The organism is Caulobacter sp. FV1ye6ST (assembly GCF_058681225.1).
Window position 1 is genome coordinate 1,783,708 of sequence record NZ_CM178733.1, and the last position, 17,700, is coordinate 1,801,407.

18 protein-coding genes are annotated in these 17,700 nt (G+C 67.6%); 11 read left to right on the top strand and 7 right to left on the bottom strand.

Annotated elements, in window-relative coordinates; translation table 11 throughout:
• Positions 1-26 precede the first annotated feature (26 nt).
• Positions 27-926: a flagellar motor protein MotB gene (locus tag ACW175_RS08960; protein ID WP_099577092.1), complete on the bottom strand. Its 900-nt coding sequence runs from the start codon at positions 924-926 to the stop codon at positions 27-29.
• An 11-nt stretch (positions 927-937) separates the two neighbouring features.
• Between ACW175_RS08960 and ACW175_RS08965 the strand changes: the two genes are divergently transcribed.
• Positions 938-1,894 carry an NAD(P)-dependent oxidoreductase gene (locus ACW175_RS08965; protein WP_492104932.1) on the top strand — a complete coding sequence of 319 codons (957 nt, stop codon included), beginning with the start codon at positions 938-940 and terminating at the stop codon, positions 1,892-1,894.
• Here ACW175_RS08965 and bioD read toward each other — a convergent pair.
• Complete coding sequence (gene bioD / locus ACW175_RS08970; RefSeq protein ID WP_492104216.1) at positions 1,883-2,539, bottom strand: dethiobiotin synthase; 657 nt, start codon at positions 2,537-2,539, stop codon at positions 1,883-1,885. The two genes, ACW175_RS08965 and bioD, sit on opposite strands and share 12 nt — an antisense overlap.
• Entirely contained in the window at positions 2,536-3,678 is a 1,143-nt protein-coding gene (gene bioF / locus ACW175_RS08975; RefSeq protein WP_492104217.1) for an 8-amino-7-oxononanoate synthase, read from the bottom strand. The genes bioD and bioF overlap by 4 nt, the downstream gene beginning before the upstream one ends.
• Before the next feature lie 71 nt (positions 3,679-3,749).
• On the opposite strand from bioF, the gene ACW175_RS08980 reads away from it, so the two are divergent.
• On the top strand, positions 3,750-5,012 hold the full coding sequence (locus ACW175_RS08980; protein ID WP_492104218.1) for an adenosylmethionine--8-amino-7-oxononanoate transaminase: 1,263 nt from the start codon (positions 3,750-3,752) through the stop codon (positions 5,010-5,012).
• A gap of 43 nt (positions 5,013-5,055) precedes the next feature.
• Entirely contained in the window at positions 5,056-5,970 is a 915-nt protein-coding gene (locus tag ACW175_RS08985; protein ID WP_492104219.1) for a DMT family transporter, read from the top strand.
• Here the strand turns inward: ACW175_RS08985 and ACW175_RS08990 are convergent.
• Positions 5,960-6,451 carry a hypothetical protein gene (locus ACW175_RS08990; protein ID WP_492104220.1) on the bottom strand — a complete coding sequence of 164 codons (492 nt, stop codon included), beginning with the start codon at positions 6,449-6,451 and terminating at the stop codon, positions 5,960-5,962. The genes ACW175_RS08985 and ACW175_RS08990 overlap by 11 nt on opposite strands.
• 44 nt (positions 6,452-6,495) lie before the next feature.
• A complete protein-coding gene (sodC, locus tag ACW175_RS08995) occupies positions 6,496-7,032 on the bottom strand; it encodes a superoxide dismutase[Cu-Zn] (protein ID WP_492104221.1) in 537 nt (178 codons plus the stop codon).
• 124 nt (positions 7,033-7,156) lie between these two features.
• Between sodC and gyrA the strand changes: the two genes are divergently transcribed.
• From gyrA to ACW175_RS09025, 6 genes are all read left to right on the top strand, one after another.
• Positions 7,157-9,913, top strand: coding sequence for a DNA gyrase subunit A (gyrA, locus tag ACW175_RS09000; RefSeq protein ID WP_492104222.1), 2,757 nt, complete (start codon positions 7,157-7,159; stop codon positions 9,911-9,913).
• Between the two features lie 30 nt (positions 9,914-9,943).
• Positions 9,944-10,435: a pantetheine-phosphate adenylyltransferase gene (gene coaD, locus ACW175_RS09005; RefSeq protein WP_099577112.1), complete on the top strand. Its 492-nt coding sequence runs from the start codon at positions 9,944-9,946 to the stop codon at positions 10,433-10,435.
• A gap of 79 nt (positions 10,436-10,514) precedes the next feature.
• Positions 10,515-11,165, top strand: a complete 651-nt coding sequence (locus ACW175_RS09010; protein WP_492104223.1) for a glutathione S-transferase family protein — start codon at positions 10,515-10,517, stop codon at positions 11,163-11,165.
• 107 nt (positions 11,166-11,272) lie between these two features.
• A complete protein-coding gene (locus ACW175_RS09015) occupies positions 11,273-12,103 on the top strand; it encodes a peptidylprolyl isomerase (RefSeq protein WP_492104224.1) in 831 nt (276 codons plus the stop codon).
• Position 12,104: 1 nt separating this feature from the next.
• Positions 12,105-12,974 (top strand): peptidylprolyl isomerase, encoded by an 870-nt coding sequence (locus ACW175_RS09020; RefSeq protein WP_492104225.1) that lies wholly within the window; start codon positions 12,105-12,107, stop codon positions 12,972-12,974.
• A gap of 93 nt (positions 12,975-13,067) precedes the next feature.
• A complete protein-coding gene (locus tag ACW175_RS09025; protein WP_492104226.1) occupies positions 13,068-13,535 on the top strand; it encodes a peptidylprolyl isomerase in 468 nt (155 codons plus the stop codon).
• Between the two features lie 51 nt (positions 13,536-13,586).
• Here the strand turns inward: ACW175_RS09025 and ACW175_RS09030 are convergent, their stop codons facing one another.
• Complete coding sequence (locus ACW175_RS09030) at positions 13,587-14,570, bottom strand: endonuclease/exonuclease/phosphatase family protein (protein ID WP_492104227.1); 984 nt, start codon at positions 14,568-14,570, stop codon at positions 13,587-13,589.
• Between the two features lie 124 nt (positions 14,571-14,694).
• Here ACW175_RS09030 and queA point away from each other — a divergent pair, with 124 nt between their 5' ends.
• Together queA and tgt are read left to right on the top strand one after the other, a co-directional pair.
• Positions 14,695-15,792 carry a tRNA preQ1(34) S-adenosylmethionine ribosyltransferase-isomerase QueA gene (queA, locus tag ACW175_RS09035; protein WP_492104228.1) on the top strand — a complete coding sequence of 366 codons (1,098 nt, stop codon included), beginning with the start codon at positions 14,695-14,697 and terminating at the stop codon, positions 15,790-15,792.
• Between the two features lie 2 nt (positions 15,793-15,794).
• Positions 15,795-16,910, top strand: coding sequence for a tRNA guanosine(34) transglycosylase Tgt (tgt, locus tag ACW175_RS09040; protein WP_492104229.1), 1,116 nt, complete (start codon positions 15,795-15,797; stop codon positions 16,908-16,910).
• A 9-nt stretch (positions 16,911-16,919) separates the two neighbouring features.
• Here tgt and ACW175_RS09045 read toward each other — a convergent pair whose 3' ends face one another.
• Entirely contained in the window at positions 16,920-17,657 is a 738-nt protein-coding gene (locus ACW175_RS09045) for a hypothetical protein (RefSeq protein WP_492104230.1), read from the bottom strand.
• Positions 17,658-17,700 lie beyond the last annotated feature (43 nt).

A 17,700-nucleotide genomic window follows, 5' to 3' on the forward strand; every position in this document is an offset into this window, starting at 1 on the left:
TCACGAAGCGCTCACGCGGCGAACGGTCACAGGTTGTCCGGAAGGACCGGCTTCTCGCGCAGCAGAATGATCGAGATGCGGCGGTTGCCCGCCAGCGTCGGGTCGTCGGCGTAGAGCGGCTCGGAATTGGCCTTGCCCGAGACCTGGTAGATCCGGTCATCGTCGACCCCGGCGCCGCGAAGCACCACGCGCGAGGCGTCGGCGCGCTCGGCCGAGAGGGCCCAGTCGCCGTCCTGTTTCTTGCCATAGGCGTTGGCGCTGGTGTGGCCCGAGATGGTCACGCGGTTGGGCAGCTGGTTGATCACCTTGGCCACGGCCCGCAGCAGGATCCTGGCGCGGTCGTTCGGCTCGCGCGAGTTCTCCTTGAACATGGTCCGCCCTTCCTGGTCGACCAGCTGAATGCGAAGGCCTTCCGGGGTTTGGTCGATCATGATCTGCTTCGACAGCTCGGCCAGTTCGGGCATGTCCTGCAGCGACTGGCGCAGGGACTGGGCGGCCGAGGCGAAGGCGTCCTGCTCCTTCTTGGCAAGGGCGTCGCGCAAGGCCTGCTCGCTGGCGGAGTCGAGGCTGGCGGTGTTGGTGCTCTGACCATCCTTGGTGACGCTGTCGGGCGCTTCGGGCGCCATCTGCTGGATGACCGACATCTTGCCGTCGGCCTTGGCGCCGTCGTCGCCCAGCGAGGTGCCGCCCAGGATGCCGCCCGATCCGCTGGTCGTGGACGAGATCGAGGCCGGCGCGAAATAGTCGGCGATGCCCTGCTTCTGCTCGGGGCTGGTCGTGTTCAGAAGCCACATCAGCAGGAAGAAGGCCATCATGGCCGTCACGAAGTCGGCATAGGCGACCTTCCAGGCGCCGCCGTGGTGTCCGTGACCGCCGCCCTTCTTGATCTTCTTGATGATGATCGGCTGTTCGCTGTTGACCGCCATCGTGCTTAAGCCTGCTTAACCATGCGCCGCAACGTGCCCAAAGGACGTTAAGATGGGGTTGCCGAAGTCGCCGCCGGCCGCGTAATCGGGGCCTCTGTAGAGGGAGCAGCGACATGAAGACGGCGTTTATCGGCCTGGGCGTGATGGGCTTCCCGATGGCGGGCCACCTGAAGGCGGCCGGTCACGAGGTCGCCGCCTACAATCGCACCGCTGAAAAGGCCCGCCGCTGGGCGGAAAAGCACGGCGGAATGGCTTTCGAGAGCATTGCCGAAGCCGTGGCGGGCGCCGAGATCGTGTTGCTCTGCGTCGGCAACGACGACGACCTCCGCGACGTCGTGGCGCAGGCCCTTCCGGCGCTCGAGACGGGCGTGACGGTCGTCGACCACACCACCACCTCGGCCAAGGTCGCTCGCGAGATGGCTGAACTGCTGGCGCCGCGCGGCTGCGCCTTCGTCGACGCTCCGGTGTCTGGTGGTCAGGCCGGAGCCGAGAACGGTCAACTGACCATCATGGTCGGCGCCGACCAGGCCGCCTACGACCGTGTGCTGCCGGTGATCGAGGTCTACGCCAAGGCCGTCCGTCGGATGGGCGAGGTCGGTTCGGGCCAACTGACCAAGATGTGCAACCAGATCGCCATCGCCGGCGTCGTCCAGGGCGTGGCCGAGGCGCTGCACTTCGCCAAGCGCTCGGGCCTGCCGACCGAGGACGTGCTGGCGGCGATCTCCAAGGGCGCGGCCCAGTCGTGGCAGATGGAGAACCGCTGGCCGACCATGTCCGAAGGCAAGTTCGACTTCGGCTTCGCGGTCGACTGGATGCGCAAGGACCTCGGCATCGCCCTGGACGAGGCCCGCTCCAACGGCGCCCAGTTGCCGGCCACGGCCCTGATCGACCAGTTCTACGCCGAGGTCCAGGCCATGGGCGGCCATCGCTGGGATACGTCCAGCCTGGTGGCGCGGCTAGAGAAATAGGTCGGCGAGCTCGGCCGCGCTCCAGTCCGGATCGCGCGGTGCGACCACGATCGGCGTCTGGCGCTCGAAGGCGCGCAGCATCTCGACGGTCTGGTCGAGGTTCGGCGCATCGAGGCTTTCGCTGACCACTACCGCCGCCACAGTCAGGTCCCGCGCCCGCAGCACCTCCAGCGCGGTCAGCAGGTGGCTGGCCGTGCCGAGATAGCTGCCGGCGACCAGCAGGACGGGCAGGGCGAGGGCGGTCATCAGGTCGAGATTGGTGGCGTCGTCGGTCATCGGCGACATGACACCACCCGCGCCTTCCACGAGGGCGAAGTCGGTCTCACGGCCGTCCAGCCATGTCCGGCAATCAGCGATCAGGTCCGCCATGGCCAGGTTGTCGCCCTCCAGTCGCGCCGCCAGGTTTGGAGCCAGTGGCGCGCGGTAGCGGCGGGGCGAGGTTTCCGCCCAGGCGTCCGGGCGTCCGATGGCGGCGGCGAGACGGGCGGGGTCGCTGGTCTCGGGCGCGTTGGGATCGAAGCCGCTGACGACGGGCTTGAAGGCGTCGACGCGGAGACCCCGAGCGCGAGCGGCGCGGAGCAGAGCGCACGCGACATGGGTCTTGCCGAGGTCGGTTCCTGTTCCGGCGACGAAGAGGGTTTTCATCGCAGCGCCGCCACGGCGTCGGCCAGGCGGATCACGTCGGCGTCGTCATGCTGGGCGCTGAAGGCCACGCGCAGACGGGCCGCGCCCTCGGGCACCGTCGGCGGACGGATGGCGACGGCCAGGAAGCCCCGCGCCTCCAGCGCGGCCGAGGCGGCGAGGGCGGCCTCGGCGCTGCCCATGATCACGGGCACGATCGGGCTCTGGGCGACGGGCAGGCCGAGGTGGCGGGTGAATAGGCGCGCCTTGGCCAGCGGCGCCTCGGTCAGTTCGGGCTCGGATTCGATAATGTCCAGCGCCGCAAGGGCCGCGGCGGCCGAGGCTGGCGGCAGACCGGTCGCGTAGACCAGGGTGCGGGCGCGGGTTTTCAGCAGGTCGATCACCCCCTGGGAGCCACAGACATAGCCGCCGTACGACCCGAGCGCCTTGGACAGCGTGCCCATCTGCAAGGGGATGTCCGCATCCGGGAACAGGGCCGCCGAACCTCGGCCTTGCGCCAGCACCCCGACCCCGTGGGCGTCGTCGCTCAGCAGCCAGGCGTCGTTCTCGGCGCACAGCGCGGAAAGTCGATCGAGCGGCGCGATGTCGCCGTCCATCGAGAACACGCCGTCGGTGGCCACCAGGGCATGGCGGGCCAGCGGGCGTTCGGCCTTCAGCAGGCGCGCCAGGTCCTCGACGTCGTTGTGGGCGAACTTGACGATCCTGGCGCCGGACAACTGCGCGCCGCTCCAGATGCAGGCGTGGGCCAGGGCGTCGACGAAGACCGCGTCGCCGGGACCGACCAGTGTCGGGATCGTGCCCGTATTGGCCAGATAGCCCGAGCCGAACACGCAGGCGGCCTCGGTTCCCTTCAGGCGGGCCAGGCGTTTTTCCAGATCACTCAGCAGCGGATGATCGCCGGTCACCAGGCGGGAGGCCGCCGCGCCGGCGCCGTAGTTCAGCGCCGCTTCGGCCGTCGCCGCGCGCACGAGGTGATGGTGCGACAGGCCCAGATAGTCGTTGCACGAGAACGAGATCAGCCGCTGGCCATCGCGCTCGACCACGGCGCCGTTGTGGCGGCGGGTCGACTTCAGGCGGCGGCGCAGGCTCATGGCGTCAAGGGCGGCCAGCTTCTCGCCGGCGAAGGCGTCGAGGCTCTGCATGTCGTTTCCCTTTGCCGTGGCTGGTGGGCGGGAATAGGCAAGGCGCCCCGAGTCCGCAAACGGAAACCGTCATGTCCGATCCAGCCTGGCTGACCGCTGGCGCGCCGCACGTCTGGCGTCCGTACTGCCAGATGAAGACCGCGCGGCCGCCATTGCCGGTCGTGGCGACGCGGGGCTCGCGGCTGGTGCTGGCCAATGGGCGCGAGCTGGTCGACGGACTGGCGTCCTGGTGGACGGCCTGCCACGGCTACAACCATCCGCACATCGCCGACGCCTTGCGGGCGCAGGTCGAGACCATGCCGCACGTGATGTTCGGAGGCCTGGCGCATGAGCCGGCCTATCGGCTGGCGGCGCGGCTGGCGAAGATGCTGCCCGGCGACCTGGACCACGTGTTCTTCGCCGAGAGCGGCTCGGTCTCGGTCGAGATCGCCATGAAGATGGCGCTGCAATTCCAGATAAATCGGGGTCTGAGGGGGCGGACCAAGTTCCTGGCCTTCCGGGGCGGCTATCATGGCGACACCCTGGCGACGATGACGGTCTGCGACCCGGAAGAGGGCATGCACAGCCTGTTCGCGGGCGTCATGCCCGAACAGGTGATCGCCGATCCGCCGCGCGATGCGGCGAGCGAGGCGGCGCTGGATGTGCTGCTGACCGAGCGCGGCCATGAGATCGCGGCCATCCTCATCGAGCCGCTAGTCCAAGGCGCGGGCGGCATGCTGCTGCATCCGCCTGAGGTGCTGCGGACGCTGCGCCGCCTGGCCGACAAGCACGGCGCGCTGCTGGTGTTCGACGAAATTTTCACGGGCTTCGGCCGTACCGGGACCCTGTTCGCCATGCAGGCGGCGGGGATCGAACCGGACATCGTCACTCTCTCCAAAGCCCTGACCGGCGGAACCCTGCCGCTGTCGGCGGCGGTGGCGTCGCGAAAGGTGTTCGAGGCCTTCTGGTCCGATGACCCGGGCGCGGCCCTCATGCACGGACCGACCTACATGGCCAATCCGCTGGCCTGCGCGGCGGCCAACGCCTCGCTGGATCTGTTCGAGGATGGGGCCTGGGCTGCGGATGTGGCGCGGGTCTCCGCGGCGCTCTCCGAAGGCCTTGAGCCATGCCGGGCAGGACGGGGCGTCGTCGATGTCCGGATTCTGGGGGCGATCGGCGTTGTCGAGTTCGACGCGCCGGTGGCGGTCGGCGATCTCTGCGCGCGCTTCGCCGAACTCGGCGTCTGGATCCGGCCGATGGGCAAGGTCGTCTATCTGACGCCAGCCTTCACGACGCCGGACGCGGATCTCGATCTGCTGACGGCCGCCGTCCGGAACGTGATCGGCGTCGCCTGAAGCTTCATTGACCCGAGGGGCTCGGGATGGTCCAAGCCCGGTCATGTCGTCCAAGTCATCCCCTCTGACGGTCGTGGAGTACCTCGCCATCCTGGCGATCATCCTGACCTGGGGGATCAACAACGCCGCCGCCAAGGTGGCGACTCATTACTTGCCGCCGATGCTGATGGGCGGCCTGCGGTTTGGCGCGGCGCTGGTTTTCCTTTTTCCGTTCGTCAAGCCGCCGTTCCCCGAGCCCAGGAAGCTGCTGACCATCGTGCTGCTGACGGGGCCGATCCATTTCGGCGTGATCTATGTCGCCTTCAGCATGGCCGACGCGCTGAGCCCGCTGGTCGTGGCCAGCCAGCTATGGATCCCGTTCACCGCCATCTTCGCCTGGCGGATGCTGGGCGAGACGATGCGCGCGCCGGCGGTGGTCGGGCTGATGGTCGCCTTCGTCGGCGTGGCCTGGATGAGCCTGGATCCGCACGGGCCGGGCGATCTGCCAGCGATCCTGCTGATCGTCTTCGCTAGCGCCTGCTGGGCCGTGGCCACGGTTCTGGTGCGCAAGACCCCTGGGATCAAGCCGCTGAAGCTGCAGGGCATGACGGCGCTGGTTGCCGCGCCGGTGCTGCTGACCCTGTCGGCCCTGTTCGAGACCGACCAGGTCGAGCGGATGAAGACCGCCCCGCCGATCGCCTGGCTGTGCGTGCTGTTCGCCGGCGTGGTCTCGACGATCGGGGCCAGCGCGCTGTTGTTCTGGCTGGTCCAACGCCGCGAGGCCGGACGGGTGACGCCCTACTTCCTGCTGACGCCGCTGGTCTCGTGCACGATCGGCGTGCTCTTCCTGGGCGACAAGCTGACGACCCAGCTGCTGATCGGCGGCGGCGCGACCATGGTCGGCGTCGCCCTGGTGGCCCTGACCGAGAAACGCGCCAAGGCGGCCGCCGAGGCCCTGGTCGAAAGCGCTAACCCTTAGGTGGGGGACATTCGGCGGCGGGCTCGCGCTTCAGCAGCACCGAGGTCGCCGGGACCTCGCTTTGGCCACCGTCATCGGCATAGACGCCCGTGAGCAGCCTGCCGCTGACGCCCAGCGCCTCGCCAGCGTGGGTCTTGATCAGGAGGAGGCCGTCGAGGTCGTCCAGATGCTCGACGCCGACGAAACCCGCGCCGACCGTCGCATAGCCCTTGATCTTGTCGCCCACGCCCTCGACGATCCAACCGGGCGGCTTGTTGCAGACGGAGACGATCTCGGCGCCCGTCAGTTGTAGCTCGAAGGACTGGAGGTTCTGGTCGCCGTTCGTCGGCCTCCAGGCCAGCGAGACGAGCTCTGTCGATGGCGAGGGCGTGGCGGCGGCCGCTTTTTCCGGCGGCTTGGCGTCCTTGGACGTCTTGGAGTCATGGCAGGCGGCCGTCGCGGCCAGCAGAACGGCGAGAAGCGACAGCCGCCAGATACGCATGGGATCTCCCGCCACGAATAGAACCGTGGCGGAAGCCTAGAGCCTTACTTGAACACGCCGCAAGCCGCGCGCGCGCCGGCGCCGCCGATCGGCTGGCTCTTGTGGTCGTCGGGGCTGGCGTGGACGACGATCGACGAGCCGTCGGCGTCCAGCAGGGCGGGGCGGCCGCCGGCGCCCTTCAGCGACACCAGGGTGGAATAGGCCTCGGCCGTGGCCGACCCGTCGGCGTTGGCGAAGACGTTCGGCAGGTCGCCGCTGTCGTTGGCGTCAGGGTTCAACAGGCCGTGCACCGTGGTGGCGGACGTGTGGACGTGGGCGCCGGCCGACTTGAAGTCCGGCGCGCCGCAGTCGCCCTTTTCGTGGAAGTGCACCGCGTGCCAGCCCGGCGTCAGGCCCTTCAATTCCAGCTTGAGCAGCACGCCGTGCGGCGCCTCGGTCAGCGTGACCACGCCGGCGTCCTTGCCGTCACCGGTCTTCACCAAGGCGGTCGCGGCGGTCTGGGCCCAAGCGGCGCCGACGCCGGACGAAGCGGCGATCATGGCGGCGAGGGCGAGCGTGGTCGCGGCGGGGAAGCGGATCATGCGTTTTTCCTTCGGATTCAAGCCAACAGAGGGGATGCGGCGGCCGGAAAGGTGGCGCCTTCCCCAACCGAATGCTAACTGTTTTCAACGGTTCCGTGTCCGATTCTGACGGCGAAAAATCCCCTTGAGCGACGACCAAAAAACTCTCCCCCCTGATGCTTCGGGCGGGGACGTAGCGCCCATCAACATCGAGGACGAACTGCGTCGTTCGTATCTCGACTATGCGATGAGTGTGATTGTCAGCCGCGCCCTGCCGGACGCGCGCGACGGTCTGAAACCGGTGCACCGCCGCGTGCTGTTCTCGATGCACGAGCAGGGCCAGACGCCGGAGCGTCCTTACGTCAAGTCGGCCCGCGTGGTCGGTGACGTGATGGGTAAGTATCACCCGCACGGCGACGCCTCGATCTACTTCACCCTGGTTCGCATGACCCAGTCGTTCTCGATGGGCCTGGTGCTGATCGACGGCCAGGGCAACTTCGGTTCGGTCGACGGCGATATGCCGGCCGCCATGCGTTATACGGAATGCCGCATGGCCCCGCCGGCCATGTCGCTGCTGGCCGACCTGGACAAGGACACGGTCGACTTCGCCGACAACTATGATGGCAAGGAGCAGGAACCGACTGTCCTGCCGGCGCGGATTCCGAATCTGCTGGTCAATGGCGCGGGCGGCATCGCCGTCGGCATGGCCACCAACATCCCGCCGCACAACCTCGGCGAAATCATCGACGCCTGCTTGCTGCTGATCGACGAGCCGGACGTCACCACCGACCAACTGCTCGACCTGGTCCCTGGCCCCGACTTCCCGACCGGCGGCGAGATCATCGGCCGCGCGGGTCCGCGTCAGGCGCTGTTGACGGGCCGTGGGTCGGTCATCATGCGCGGCGTGGCCAGCGTCGAAGAGATCCGCGCCGGCCGCGAAGCCATCATCGTCACCGAGATCCCGTATCAGGTGAACAAGGCCAATCTGGTCGAGCACATCGCCGAGCTGGTCCGCGAGAAGCGCCTGGAAGGCATCTCCGACATCCGCGACGAGTCGAACCGCGACGGCATGCGCATCGTGATCGAGCTGAAGCGCGACGCATCGGGCGAGGTGATCCTGAACCAGCTCTACCGCTTCACGGCGCTGCAGAGCTCGTTCGGCGTCAACATGCTGGCCCTGAACCGCGGCCGGCCCGAACAGATGGGCCTGCACAAGCTGTTGCAGCTGTTCGTCACCTTCCGAGAGGAAGTGGTCGTCCGCCGGACGAAGTTCGAACTGGGCAAGGCTCGCGATCGCGGCCACGTGCTGGTCGGCCTGACCATCGCCGTCGCCAATATCGACGAATTCATCCACATCATCCGCTCGTCCAAGGACCCGACCGAGGCGCGCGAACGTCTGGTGGCCAAGGCCTGGCCGGCCGGGGACATGCTGCCGCTGGTCGAACTGATCGCCGATCCGCGCACCCTGCAGGAAGCGGGCGGCCTGATCCGCCTGACCGACGAGCAGGCCCGCGCCATCCTGGCTCTGACGCTGTCGCGCCTGACCGGCCTGGGCCGCGAGGAAATCGGCAACGAAGCCACCGCCCTGGCGGACGCCATCCGCGGCTATCTGGACCTGCTGTCCGACCGCGCCAACATCATGGCCGTGGTCCGCGAGGAACTGGTCGAGGTCCGCGAGCGGTTCGCCATCCCGCGCCGCAGCCAGCTGGTCGACGGCGACGCCGACATGGAAGACGAGGACCTGATCGTCCGCGAGGACATGGTCATCACCGTCACCATGAGCGGCTACGTCAAGCGCACGCCGCTGGCCAACTACCGCACCCAACACCGGGGCGGCAAAGGCAAGTCGGGCATGGCGACCAAGACCGAGGACGCCGTCACCCGGGTGTTCTCGGCCTCGACCCACGCGCCGCTGCTGTTCTTCACCTCGGGCGGCAAGGTCTACAAGATGAAGGTGTGGCGCCTGCCGCAAGGCGCCGCCAACTCGCGCGGCAAGGCGTTCGTCAACCTGCTGCCGATCGAGCCAGGCGAGACGATTACCTCGATCCTGACCCTGCCGGAGGACGAAGCCACCTGGGGCGGCCTGGACGTGATGTTCGCCACCCGCTCGGGCAGCGTCCGTCGCAACAAGCTCAGCGACTTCGTGGACGTCCGCCGCAACGGCAAGATCGCCATGAAGCTGGACGAAGGCGACGGCATCGTCGGTGTCGCGGTCTGCAACAGCGACCAGGACGTACTGCTGACCACGGCGGCCGGCCGCTGCATCCGCTTCTCGGTCGACGAGGTGCGCGTGTTCGCCAGCCGCGATTCGACCGGCGTGCGCGGTGTGAAGCTGGCTGGCGACGACACCGTCATCTCGATGGCCGTCCTGCGCAGCGTCGACGCCACCCCGGCTGAACGCGCCGCCTATCTGAAGCACCAGCGCGCCATGCTGCGCGCCGCCGGCGAAGAGGGCGATGACGCCCCCGTCACGGCGGAAGAGGGCGAAGAGGACGGCGACGAAACCACCCTGACGCCGGAACGCATCGCCGAACTGGGCGCGGCCGAGGAAATCCTGCTGACCGTTTCGTCGGAAGGCTTCGGCAAGCGCACCAGCGCCTATGACTTCCGCCGCACGGGTCGCGGCGGACAGGGCTTGGCCGCGCAGGATCTCAGCAAGCGTGGGGGCCGTCTGGTGGGCTCGTTCCCGATCGACGACAGCGACCAGATCCTGCTGGTGACCGACCAGGGGCAGCTCATCCGGGTGCCCGTCTCGCAAATTCGTGTTGCAGCGCGGAATACTCAGGGCGTAACCATCTTCCGCACCGCGCAGGACGAGCATGTCGTCAGCGTCGAGCGCCTCGCCGATTCCGGCGGAGACGACAACCAGGGCGAGGACAGCGGGGCGGACGAGACCCCGTAAACCCTCGAAACCTTAGACGAAGGGGGCTGCATGCGGGTTGGGCTTTATCCGGGGACCTTCGATCCGGTCACCAATGGTCACCTCGACATCATCGGTCGGGCCGTGAAACTGGTCGACAAGCTGGTGATCGGGGTGGCGGTGAACATCGGCAAGGGGCCGTTGTTCTCGCTGGATGAACGGGTCGCCATTCTGGAAAAGGAAACGGCGCACCTGACCAAGATCGCCCAGATCGAGGTCCGTCCGTTCGAGAGCCTGCTGATGCACTTCGCCCGCGAGGTGGAGGCCCAGATGATCGTGCGGGGCCTGCGGGCCGTGGCCGACTTCGAATACGAATTCCAGATGACGGCGATGAACCAGCAACTGGATCGCGAGATCGAGACCGTCTTCCTGATGGCCGACCCGCGCCACCAGGCGATCGCCTCGCGCCTGGTCAAGGAGATCGCGGCGCTGGGCGGCGACATCACCAAGTTCGTGCCGGCCGGCGTGGCCGAGCAACTCCTGGCGAAGGTCGGCAGGGCCTGATCGACGAATTGACCGGGCGGTGTCGGAACGCCGCCCGGTCGTTCGTTCCTCGGGACAGCCACAGCCCGGAGGCCGCCTCATGAACCCGACCATCACCGCCTTCAAGCAATCGCCCGATCGCGGCCGAGGCCTGGCGCGCGACATGGCGGTCCGCTGGGCGCTTGAGGAAGTGGGCCAGCCTTACGACGTCCGCCTGGTCACCTTCCCGGAGATGAAGGCGCCCGCGCACCTTGCTGTGCAGCCGTTTGGCCAGATCCCGACCTATGAGGACGGCGACCTGGTCCTGTTCGAGTCCGGCGCCATCGTCTTCCACATCGCCGAGCGTCATCCTGGGCTGCTGCCGGAGGACGCCAACGCCAGGGCGCGCGCTCTGACCTGGATGTTCGCCGCTGTCAGCACCGTACAGCCGCCGATCGTCGAGTTCGGCATGGCCGCCATCCTGGAGCGCGACAAACCGTGGTTCGAGGCGCGCCAGCCTATGCTGGAACAGGCCGTCCGCACGCGTCTGGACCAGCTCGCCAATCATCTCGGCGAGGCGGATTGGCTAGACGGCGACTTCAGCGCCGGAGACCTGATGATGGTGGTGGTGGTTCGCAGACTCGGCGCATCCGGGATCCTGAACGACTATCCGAGCCTCCTGGCTTATGTCGTGCGGGCAGAGGCCCGTCCCGCCTTCCAGCGCGCCTTCGACGATCAGCTGGCGGTCTTCAAGGCTGCATCGGAAGCGTAGCCGTCGCCCCGTTCCGGCCGGAATCGTGCGGTTGAACGGTCGCCGCACTTGTCGGGGCGGCCTTGGCGTTCTACGCCGACCCCCGACTATTCTGTTCGGGGATTTCAATGAAGCTCGCCATGACCGCCGCCGCCCTGGCGCTTGTCGCTACGACGGCCTCTGTTTCGGCGGCCGCGGCCCAGACGAGTGACTGGCGCACCCCCGACCCGAACAACGTCATCGTCGTCGAGACCAACAAGGGCCGGATCATCGCCGAACTCGATCCGGTCGCCGCGCCGAACCATGTCCAGCGTGTTCGGGGCCTGGTGAAGAGCGGCTTCTATGATGGCCTGACCTTCTTCCGCGTGATCAGCGACTTCATGGCCCAGACGGGCGATCCCAAGAACACCGGCGAGGGCGGTTCGGACCAGCCCAACCTGACGGCCGAGTTCACCTTCCGTCGCGGCATGGACCTGCCGCTGGGCGCGGGCTTCAAGGTCGGCAGCGGCGAACTCGGCTGGATCGGCGCGATGCCGGTGTCGAGCCAGAACTCGGCCCTGGCCGTGATGACCGCCGATCGCAAGGTGGCCAGCTGGGGCAACTTCTGCTCGGGCGTCTTGGGCATGGCCCGCGCCGGCGATCCGGACAGCGCCAACAGCCAGTTCTTCTTCATGCGCCAGCCCAACGCCTCGTTGGACAAGACCTACACCGCCTTCGGCCGCGTGTTGTCGGGTCTGGACGTCGTGCGCAACATCAAGACCGGTGAGCCGGTGCCGAATCCGCAGGACAAGATGATCAGCGTGAAGATGCTGGCCGACCTGCCGGCCGACAAGCGTCCCTCGATCCAGGTGATGGACACCCGTTCGGCCGCCTTCAAGGCGCTGGTGACCAAGCGCCAGGCCGAGATGGGCCCCAGCTTCACCAATTGCGACGTCGACGTCCCCGTGCAAGTTAAGTGACATGATTTTCTCGCGCGCGCTCCTGGCCGGGCTTTGCCTGGCGGCGATTACCGGCTCGGCTCTGGCGGCGACGCCGTCGGCCTCGGCCAAGCCCAGCGAGTCGGCCAAGCCTTCTGAGCAAGATTGGCGCACGCCGTCTCCGGACACGGTGATGGTGATCGACACCAATAAGGGGCGCGTGCTGGTCGAACTGGTTCCGGATGTCGCGCCGAACCACGTGGCGCGCCTGCGGGAACTGACTCGCGCGGGCGTATATGACGGCCGCACCTTTTTCCGGGTCATCGACAGGTTCATGGCCCAGACGGGGGATCCGACCAATACGGGCGAGGGCGGCAGCGACAAGCCGAACCTCAAGGCCGAGTTCACCTTCCGCCGCGGCGCCGAGACGCCGTTCGTGGCGATGGCCGCGCCGGCGGGCCTGGAGGTCGGCTACCTGAAGTCGCTGCCCGTCGTCAGCCAGGCCTGGACCTGGAGCGACATGACCGCCGACAAGAAGGTGTCGGCCTGGGGAACCTACTGCCCCGGCGTGATCGGCATGGCCCGTGACGAGGACAACAACTCGGCCAACAGCCAGTTCTTCCTGATGCGCCAGCCCTATCCGTCGCTGGACAAGCGCTACACCGCCTTCGGACGTGTGATTAGCGGCCTGGACGCGGTTCGCGCCATTAAGACTGGCGAGCCGGTTCCCGCCCCGCAGGACCAGATGCGGAAGGTTCGTCTGCTGTCGGATATCCCCGAGGGCGAGCGCCCGAAGGTGCGGGTGATCGACCCCAAGGGCGCCTGGTTCGCCGCCGAGACCAAGCGTCTTCGCGCACTAAAAGGCGCGGATTTCTCGGTGTGCGATATCGATCTTCCGACCGAGGTTCGCTGAGACCTTACCGGTTTCCGGCCTCAACTTTGTTCACATAGGGGCGTGAACCGCGCTAGAAGCGCGTTCACAACACTTGTCATCCAAGGGAAGACCATGTCGGCCGATCTCGAAAACACCCTGATCCTGACCCTCGAGAGCGGTCCGGTCACGATCAAGCTTCGTCCCGACCTGGCGCCGGGCCACGTCGAGCGGATCAAGGACCTGGTTCGCGAAGGTTTCTATGACGGCGTGGTCTTCCACCGCGTGATCCCGGGCTTCATGGCCCAGGGCGGTGATCCGTCCGGCACCGGCCGTGGCGGTTCGGACAAGCCGGACATCAAGGCCGAGTTCAGCGACGAGCCGCACGTGCGTGGCGTCTGCTCGATGGCCCGGACGCCCGATCCGAACTCGGCTAACAGCCAGTTCTTCATCGTGTTCGACGACGCCACCTTCCTGGACAAGCAATACACCGTCTGGGGTCAAGTGGTTGAAGGCATGGAACATGTCGACGCCCTGCCGAAGGGTGAACCGCCCCGCGCCCCGGGCAAGATCGTCAGCGCCAAGATCGCCGCCGACGCCTAAGGTTCGGTCGCGAGCTGAAGGAACGGCCTCGGACCTCGTCCGGGGCCGTTTCTATTTCGGGCCGCGGCGCAGGGTGATCACGACTGGCCGGTGGTCCGAGCCCACGGCGGGGCCGCGCTCGACGTTCACCGCGTACCATTCGCTGCCCGCATAGACATGGTCGATCGGCAGGAACGGGGCGGGGGCGACCATGACCCGCGAGAACTTGCTGGCCGGCCATGAAGGCATACCGCGGGTCCAGCGACGCAGACCCAGGGCCTTGTCCTGACGCTTCAGGGTGAAGGACCAGGGCGTCGAGTTGAAGTCGCCCGTGATGATCGTGCTCTTGCGGTCGAAGCCGCTGGCGAACTTGACCAGCTTTCGGCTCTGCGCCTGCTGCAGGCCGGGCGGTACGGGCCAGGTGTAGTGGACGCCCACGATGGTAAAGGCGCCCTTGGCGTCGGCCAGGGTCGCCCACGCGCCGGAAAGATATGGCCGATCGAGCGGCATGCCCCCGCGCGCGATCATCTTCTTGCGCGAGAAGATCCAGGTCTCGCATTTGGAGGCCTTGTCGCAGGAAGAGAAAGGATAGGCGGTCTTCAGCGCGGCGATGGCCGGCCAGGCGTCACCGCCGCCTTCCTCGATGATCACCAAGTCGGCGTCCTGGGCCAGGATCCAATCGAGGCTTTTCTCCGGCGTGCGGTTTTCGTGCCAGATGTTGAACTGCACGATCTTGAGGTCGCTTGCCGCCGGCGTTGACGGCTTGAAGCGCCACGACGCCCACAGTTCGGGCAGCATCAGCACCGAACAGGCCGCCAGCGTGGCGACGCCCAGGCCGACCATCACCCAGCGCTCTCCGTCCCGCGCGAAGACGCCGCCCAGCATGATCGCGCCGATCCCCATCGCCAGCCACAACGGCGCGGCATGGGTGAAGGCGTCCAACTTGTCGCTGAAGGCGCCGCCCAGGCAAACGGCCGCCATGCCGAGACCCACGAGGCCCAGCATCAAGGCCGTGCCGCGGACGAGAAGGCTTGAGAGCTGAACGATCAGACGCATGAATCGCCCATAGCACGGCTCCGCTGTCGATGCTTCGCTCTACCCGCCGGAGGATAGAAGAACCTGCGTGCGAAATGGCCTATGTCTTGACCTTGTCGATCCATCGTGCGCTTGAAGCCCGCCCATGCGCCTTTCCGACTTCGATTTCGACCTGCCCGAGGATCATATCGCCCTGCGTCCGGCCGAGCCGCGCGACGCCGCGCGCCTGTTGGTGGTCCGCCCGGGCGAGGACTTCGCCGACCACGTCGTCCGTGAGCTGCCAGACTTCCTGCGTCCCGGCGACGCCCTGGTGTTCAATGACACCCGCGTGATCCCCGCGCGCCTGTCAGGCCTGCGCGAGGGTCGCACGACCGGCGGGGCCGACGGCACGCCCGTAGCCGTCGAGGCGACCCTGCACCGGCGCGTTTCGCCGAACCGCTGGAGCGCCTTCATGCGCCCGGGCAAACGGCTGAAAGCCGGTGATCGCGTCGCGTTCGGCTCGGTCGAGGATCGCGCTCGCGACAGTGATCGCTTGGACGCCATCGTCGCGGAAAAGCATGAGGGCGGGGAGGTCGTGCTGGCCTTCGACGTCTCCGGGCCTGACCTCGACATCGGCATCGCAAAGCACGGCGACATGCCGCTGCCGCCCTACATCGCCGCCAAGCGGGGCGAGGACGAGCGGGATCGCGCCGACTACCAGACCGTCTACGCTCGCGAGGACGGCTCGGTGGCCGCCCCGACGGCCGGCCTGCACTTTACCCCGCAACTGCTTGAGGCCCTCAAGGCCAAGGGCGTCTCCCTGCACTTCGTGACCCTGCACGTGGGCGCCGGCACCTTCCTGCCCGTCAAGACCGATGACGTGTCGGCACACAAGATGCACGCCGAGTTCGGCGAGGTGACGGCGCAGGTCGCCGACGCCTTGAATGCTGTCCATGCCGCCGGCGGTCGCATCGTCTGCGTCGGCACCACCTCGTTGCGCCTGCTGGAGAGCGCTACGGCCGAAGACGGGATCGTGCGGCCGTTCGCCAAAGAGACGGCGATCTTCATCACGCCCGGTTACCGCTTCCGCGCCGTCGACGTGCTGATGACCAACTTCCACCTGCCCAAGTCGACCCTGTTCATGCTGGTCAGCGCCTTCGCCGGATCGGCGACCATGCGCGCGGCCTACGAACACGCCATATCGACGGGCTATCGCTTCTATTCCTACGGGGATGGCAGCCTGCTGTTCAGGAACGAGACTTGAGCATGGCGTTTCCCTTCGAGATCAGCGCCACCGACGGCAAGGCGCGCACCGGCGTCCTGAAGACGCCGCGCGGCGACATCCGCACGCCGGCCTTCATGCCGGTCGGCACCGCCGCGACCGTCAAGGCTCTGACCGTCGACCAGGTCAAGGACACCGGCGCGGACATCATCCTGGGCAATACCTACCACCTGATGCTGCGGCCTTCGGCCGAGCGGGTGGCGCGCCTGGGCGGCCTTCACAAGTTCATGCGCTGGGATAAGCCGATCCTGACCGACAGCGGCGGCTTCCAGGTCATGTCGCTGTCGGGGATCAGCAAGCTGACCGAGGAGGCGGTGACCTTCTCCAGCCACGTCGACGGCTCCAAGCACGTGCTGACGCCCGAGCGATCGATCGAGATCCAGGCCGACCTGCTGGGCAGCGACATCGTCATGCAGCTGGACGAGTGCGTCGCCTGGCCGGCCGAGGAGGCGAGGGCGCGGAAGGGAATGGAACTGTCCGCCCGCTGGGCTCAACGCTCCAAGGACGCCTTCGGGACGCGTGACAGCCAGGTGCTGTTCGGTATCCAGCAGGGCTCGACCTTCGAAAACCTGCGTCGGGAGTCTTCCGACCGGTTGCGCGAGATCAGCTTCGACGGCTACGCCATCGGCGGTCTCGCCGTGGGCGAGGGGCATGAAGCCATGTGCGAGGTGCTGGACTACGCCCCGGGCCTGTTGCCGCGGGATCGTCCGCGCTACCTGATGGGTGTTGGCAAGCCGATCGACCTGGTCGAGGCCGTGGCGCGCGGCGTCGACATGTTCGACTGCGTGCTGCCCACCCGCTCGGGCCGCCACGGCCAAGCCTGGACCTGGGATGGCGCCATCAACCTGAAGAACGCCAAGTTCGCAGAGGACGAGTCGCCCCTCGACCCGGACAGCGACTGCCCGGCCAGCCGCGACTACTCGAAAGCCTATCTGCGCCACCTGTTCAAGGCCGAGGAGATCCTGGGTCAGGTGCTGCTGTCCTGGCACAACATCGCCTTCTTCCAGGCGCTGACGGCGGCCATGCGCGCCGCGATCGCCGAGGGGCGCTTCGAACAGTTCCGCCGCGACTTCCGCGCCCGGCACCTGAGCGAAGGCTAGTTTCCCGGTCTAGTACCGAGGGCCTTGCGGAACCGTGGGCGCCTCTTCCTTGAAGATCGGGAAGCGGGGTTTGCGCGGGCCGTAGGGATCGGGCGGCGGCGGCATGCCCGGATCGACGATCACGGGGGCGGCCGGCGGCTTGTGCTGCGGCGTGGCCGGCGGATTGCAGCCGCGCGCCTCGCCCAGCCCCTTCAGATAAGCCCGCCGCACGGCGCCCGAGGCCACGGCGCTCTGCACCAGGCGGTCATGGCGCTCGGCTCCGGATAATTTCCGCACCCAGCCGCGCATGGGGATCATGTCCTGAGCCGCGCTGGCCACCGCGCCCAGGGCCGCGCCGCCCGCCGCCTTGCGCCCGCGATCCATGAGGTCCTCGTTCTCGGTGGGCGGAGTGCGGTCGATGTCCTCGCCCAGGGCGACGTCCAACGGCTGGACCAGGCTGATCAGGCTGGCGCAGTCCGCTCTGGCGGGGCGCTGATAGGGATCGTCCATCGCCTCCAGCAGCACGCGGGGGATTTTTGTGCGGACGATATTCACGTCACGCAGCGGTGCGGTCATGGCGCCGGTGATCCCGTCGCGATTGGCTTCCGAGGTCGATCTGATTCGTCCGTCGTCGGTCGGCTCGACGGGCGACTCCTGGGATGGGGGCGGGGCGCCCAGCAGCGGCGGCGCCTCTTGTCGCTGACGGGCATTGGCCGTTCCAGCCACCGCCGCGCCGCAAAAGACCGCCAAAAGCAAGGTTGCACGCATGACTCACCCTAACCCGCCCACAGCTTTGCCGTCATCCATCGGA

Coding starts and splice junctions, on each gene's coding strand:
- ACW175_RS08960 (WP_099577092.1), bottom strand. CDS start 926: ATGGCGGTCAACAGCGAACAGCCGATCATCATCAAGAAGATCAAGAAG.
- bioD (WP_492104216.1), bottom strand. CDS start 2,539: ATGAAAACCCTCTTCGTCGCCGGAACAGGAACCGACCTCGGCAAGACC.
- bioF (WP_492104217.1), bottom strand. CDS start 3,678: ATGCAGAGCCTCGACGCCTTCGCCGGCGAGAAGCTGGCCGCCCTTGAC.
- ACW175_RS08980 (WP_492104218.1), top strand. CDS start 3,750: ATGTCCGATCCAGCCTGGCTGACCGCTGGCGCGCCGCACGTCTGGCGT.
- ACW175_RS08985 (WP_492104219.1), top strand. CDS start 5,056: ATGTCGTCCAAGTCATCCCCTCTGACGGTCGTGGAGTACCTCGCCATC.
- ACW175_RS08990 (WP_492104220.1), bottom strand. CDS start 6,451: ATGCGTATCTGGCGGCTGTCGCTTCTCGCCGTTCTGCTGGCCGCGACG.
- sodC (WP_492104221.1), bottom strand. CDS start 7,032: ATGATCCGCTTCCCCGCCGCGACCACGCTCGCCCTCGCCGCCATGATC.
- coaD (WP_099577112.1), top strand. CDS start 9,944: ATGCGGGTTGGGCTTTATCCGGGGACCTTCGATCCGGTCACCAATGGT.
- ACW175_RS09010 (WP_492104223.1), top strand. CDS start 10,515: ATGAACCCGACCATCACCGCCTTCAAGCAATCGCCCGATCGCGGCCGA.
- ACW175_RS09015 (WP_492104224.1), top strand. CDS start 11,273: ATGAAGCTCGCCATGACCGCCGCCGCCCTGGCGCTTGTCGCTACGACG.
- ACW175_RS09020 (WP_492104225.1), top strand. CDS start 12,105: ATGATTTTCTCGCGCGCGCTCCTGGCCGGGCTTTGCCTGGCGGCGATT.
- ACW175_RS09025 (WP_492104226.1), top strand. CDS start 13,068: ATGTCGGCCGATCTCGAAAACACCCTGATCCTGACCCTCGAGAGCGGT.
- ACW175_RS09030 (WP_492104227.1), bottom strand. CDS start 14,570: ATGCGTCTGATCGTTCAGCTCTCAAGCCTTCTCGTCCGCGGCACGGCC.
- queA (WP_492104228.1), top strand. CDS start 14,695: ATGCGCCTTTCCGACTTCGATTTCGACCTGCCCGAGGATCATATCGCC.
- tgt (WP_492104229.1), top strand. CDS start 15,795: ATGGCGTTTCCCTTCGAGATCAGCGCCACCGACGGCAAGGCGCGCACC.
- ACW175_RS09045 (WP_492104230.1), bottom strand. CDS start 17,657: ATGCGTGCAACCTTGCTTTTGGCGGTCTTTTGCGGCGCGGCGGTGGCT.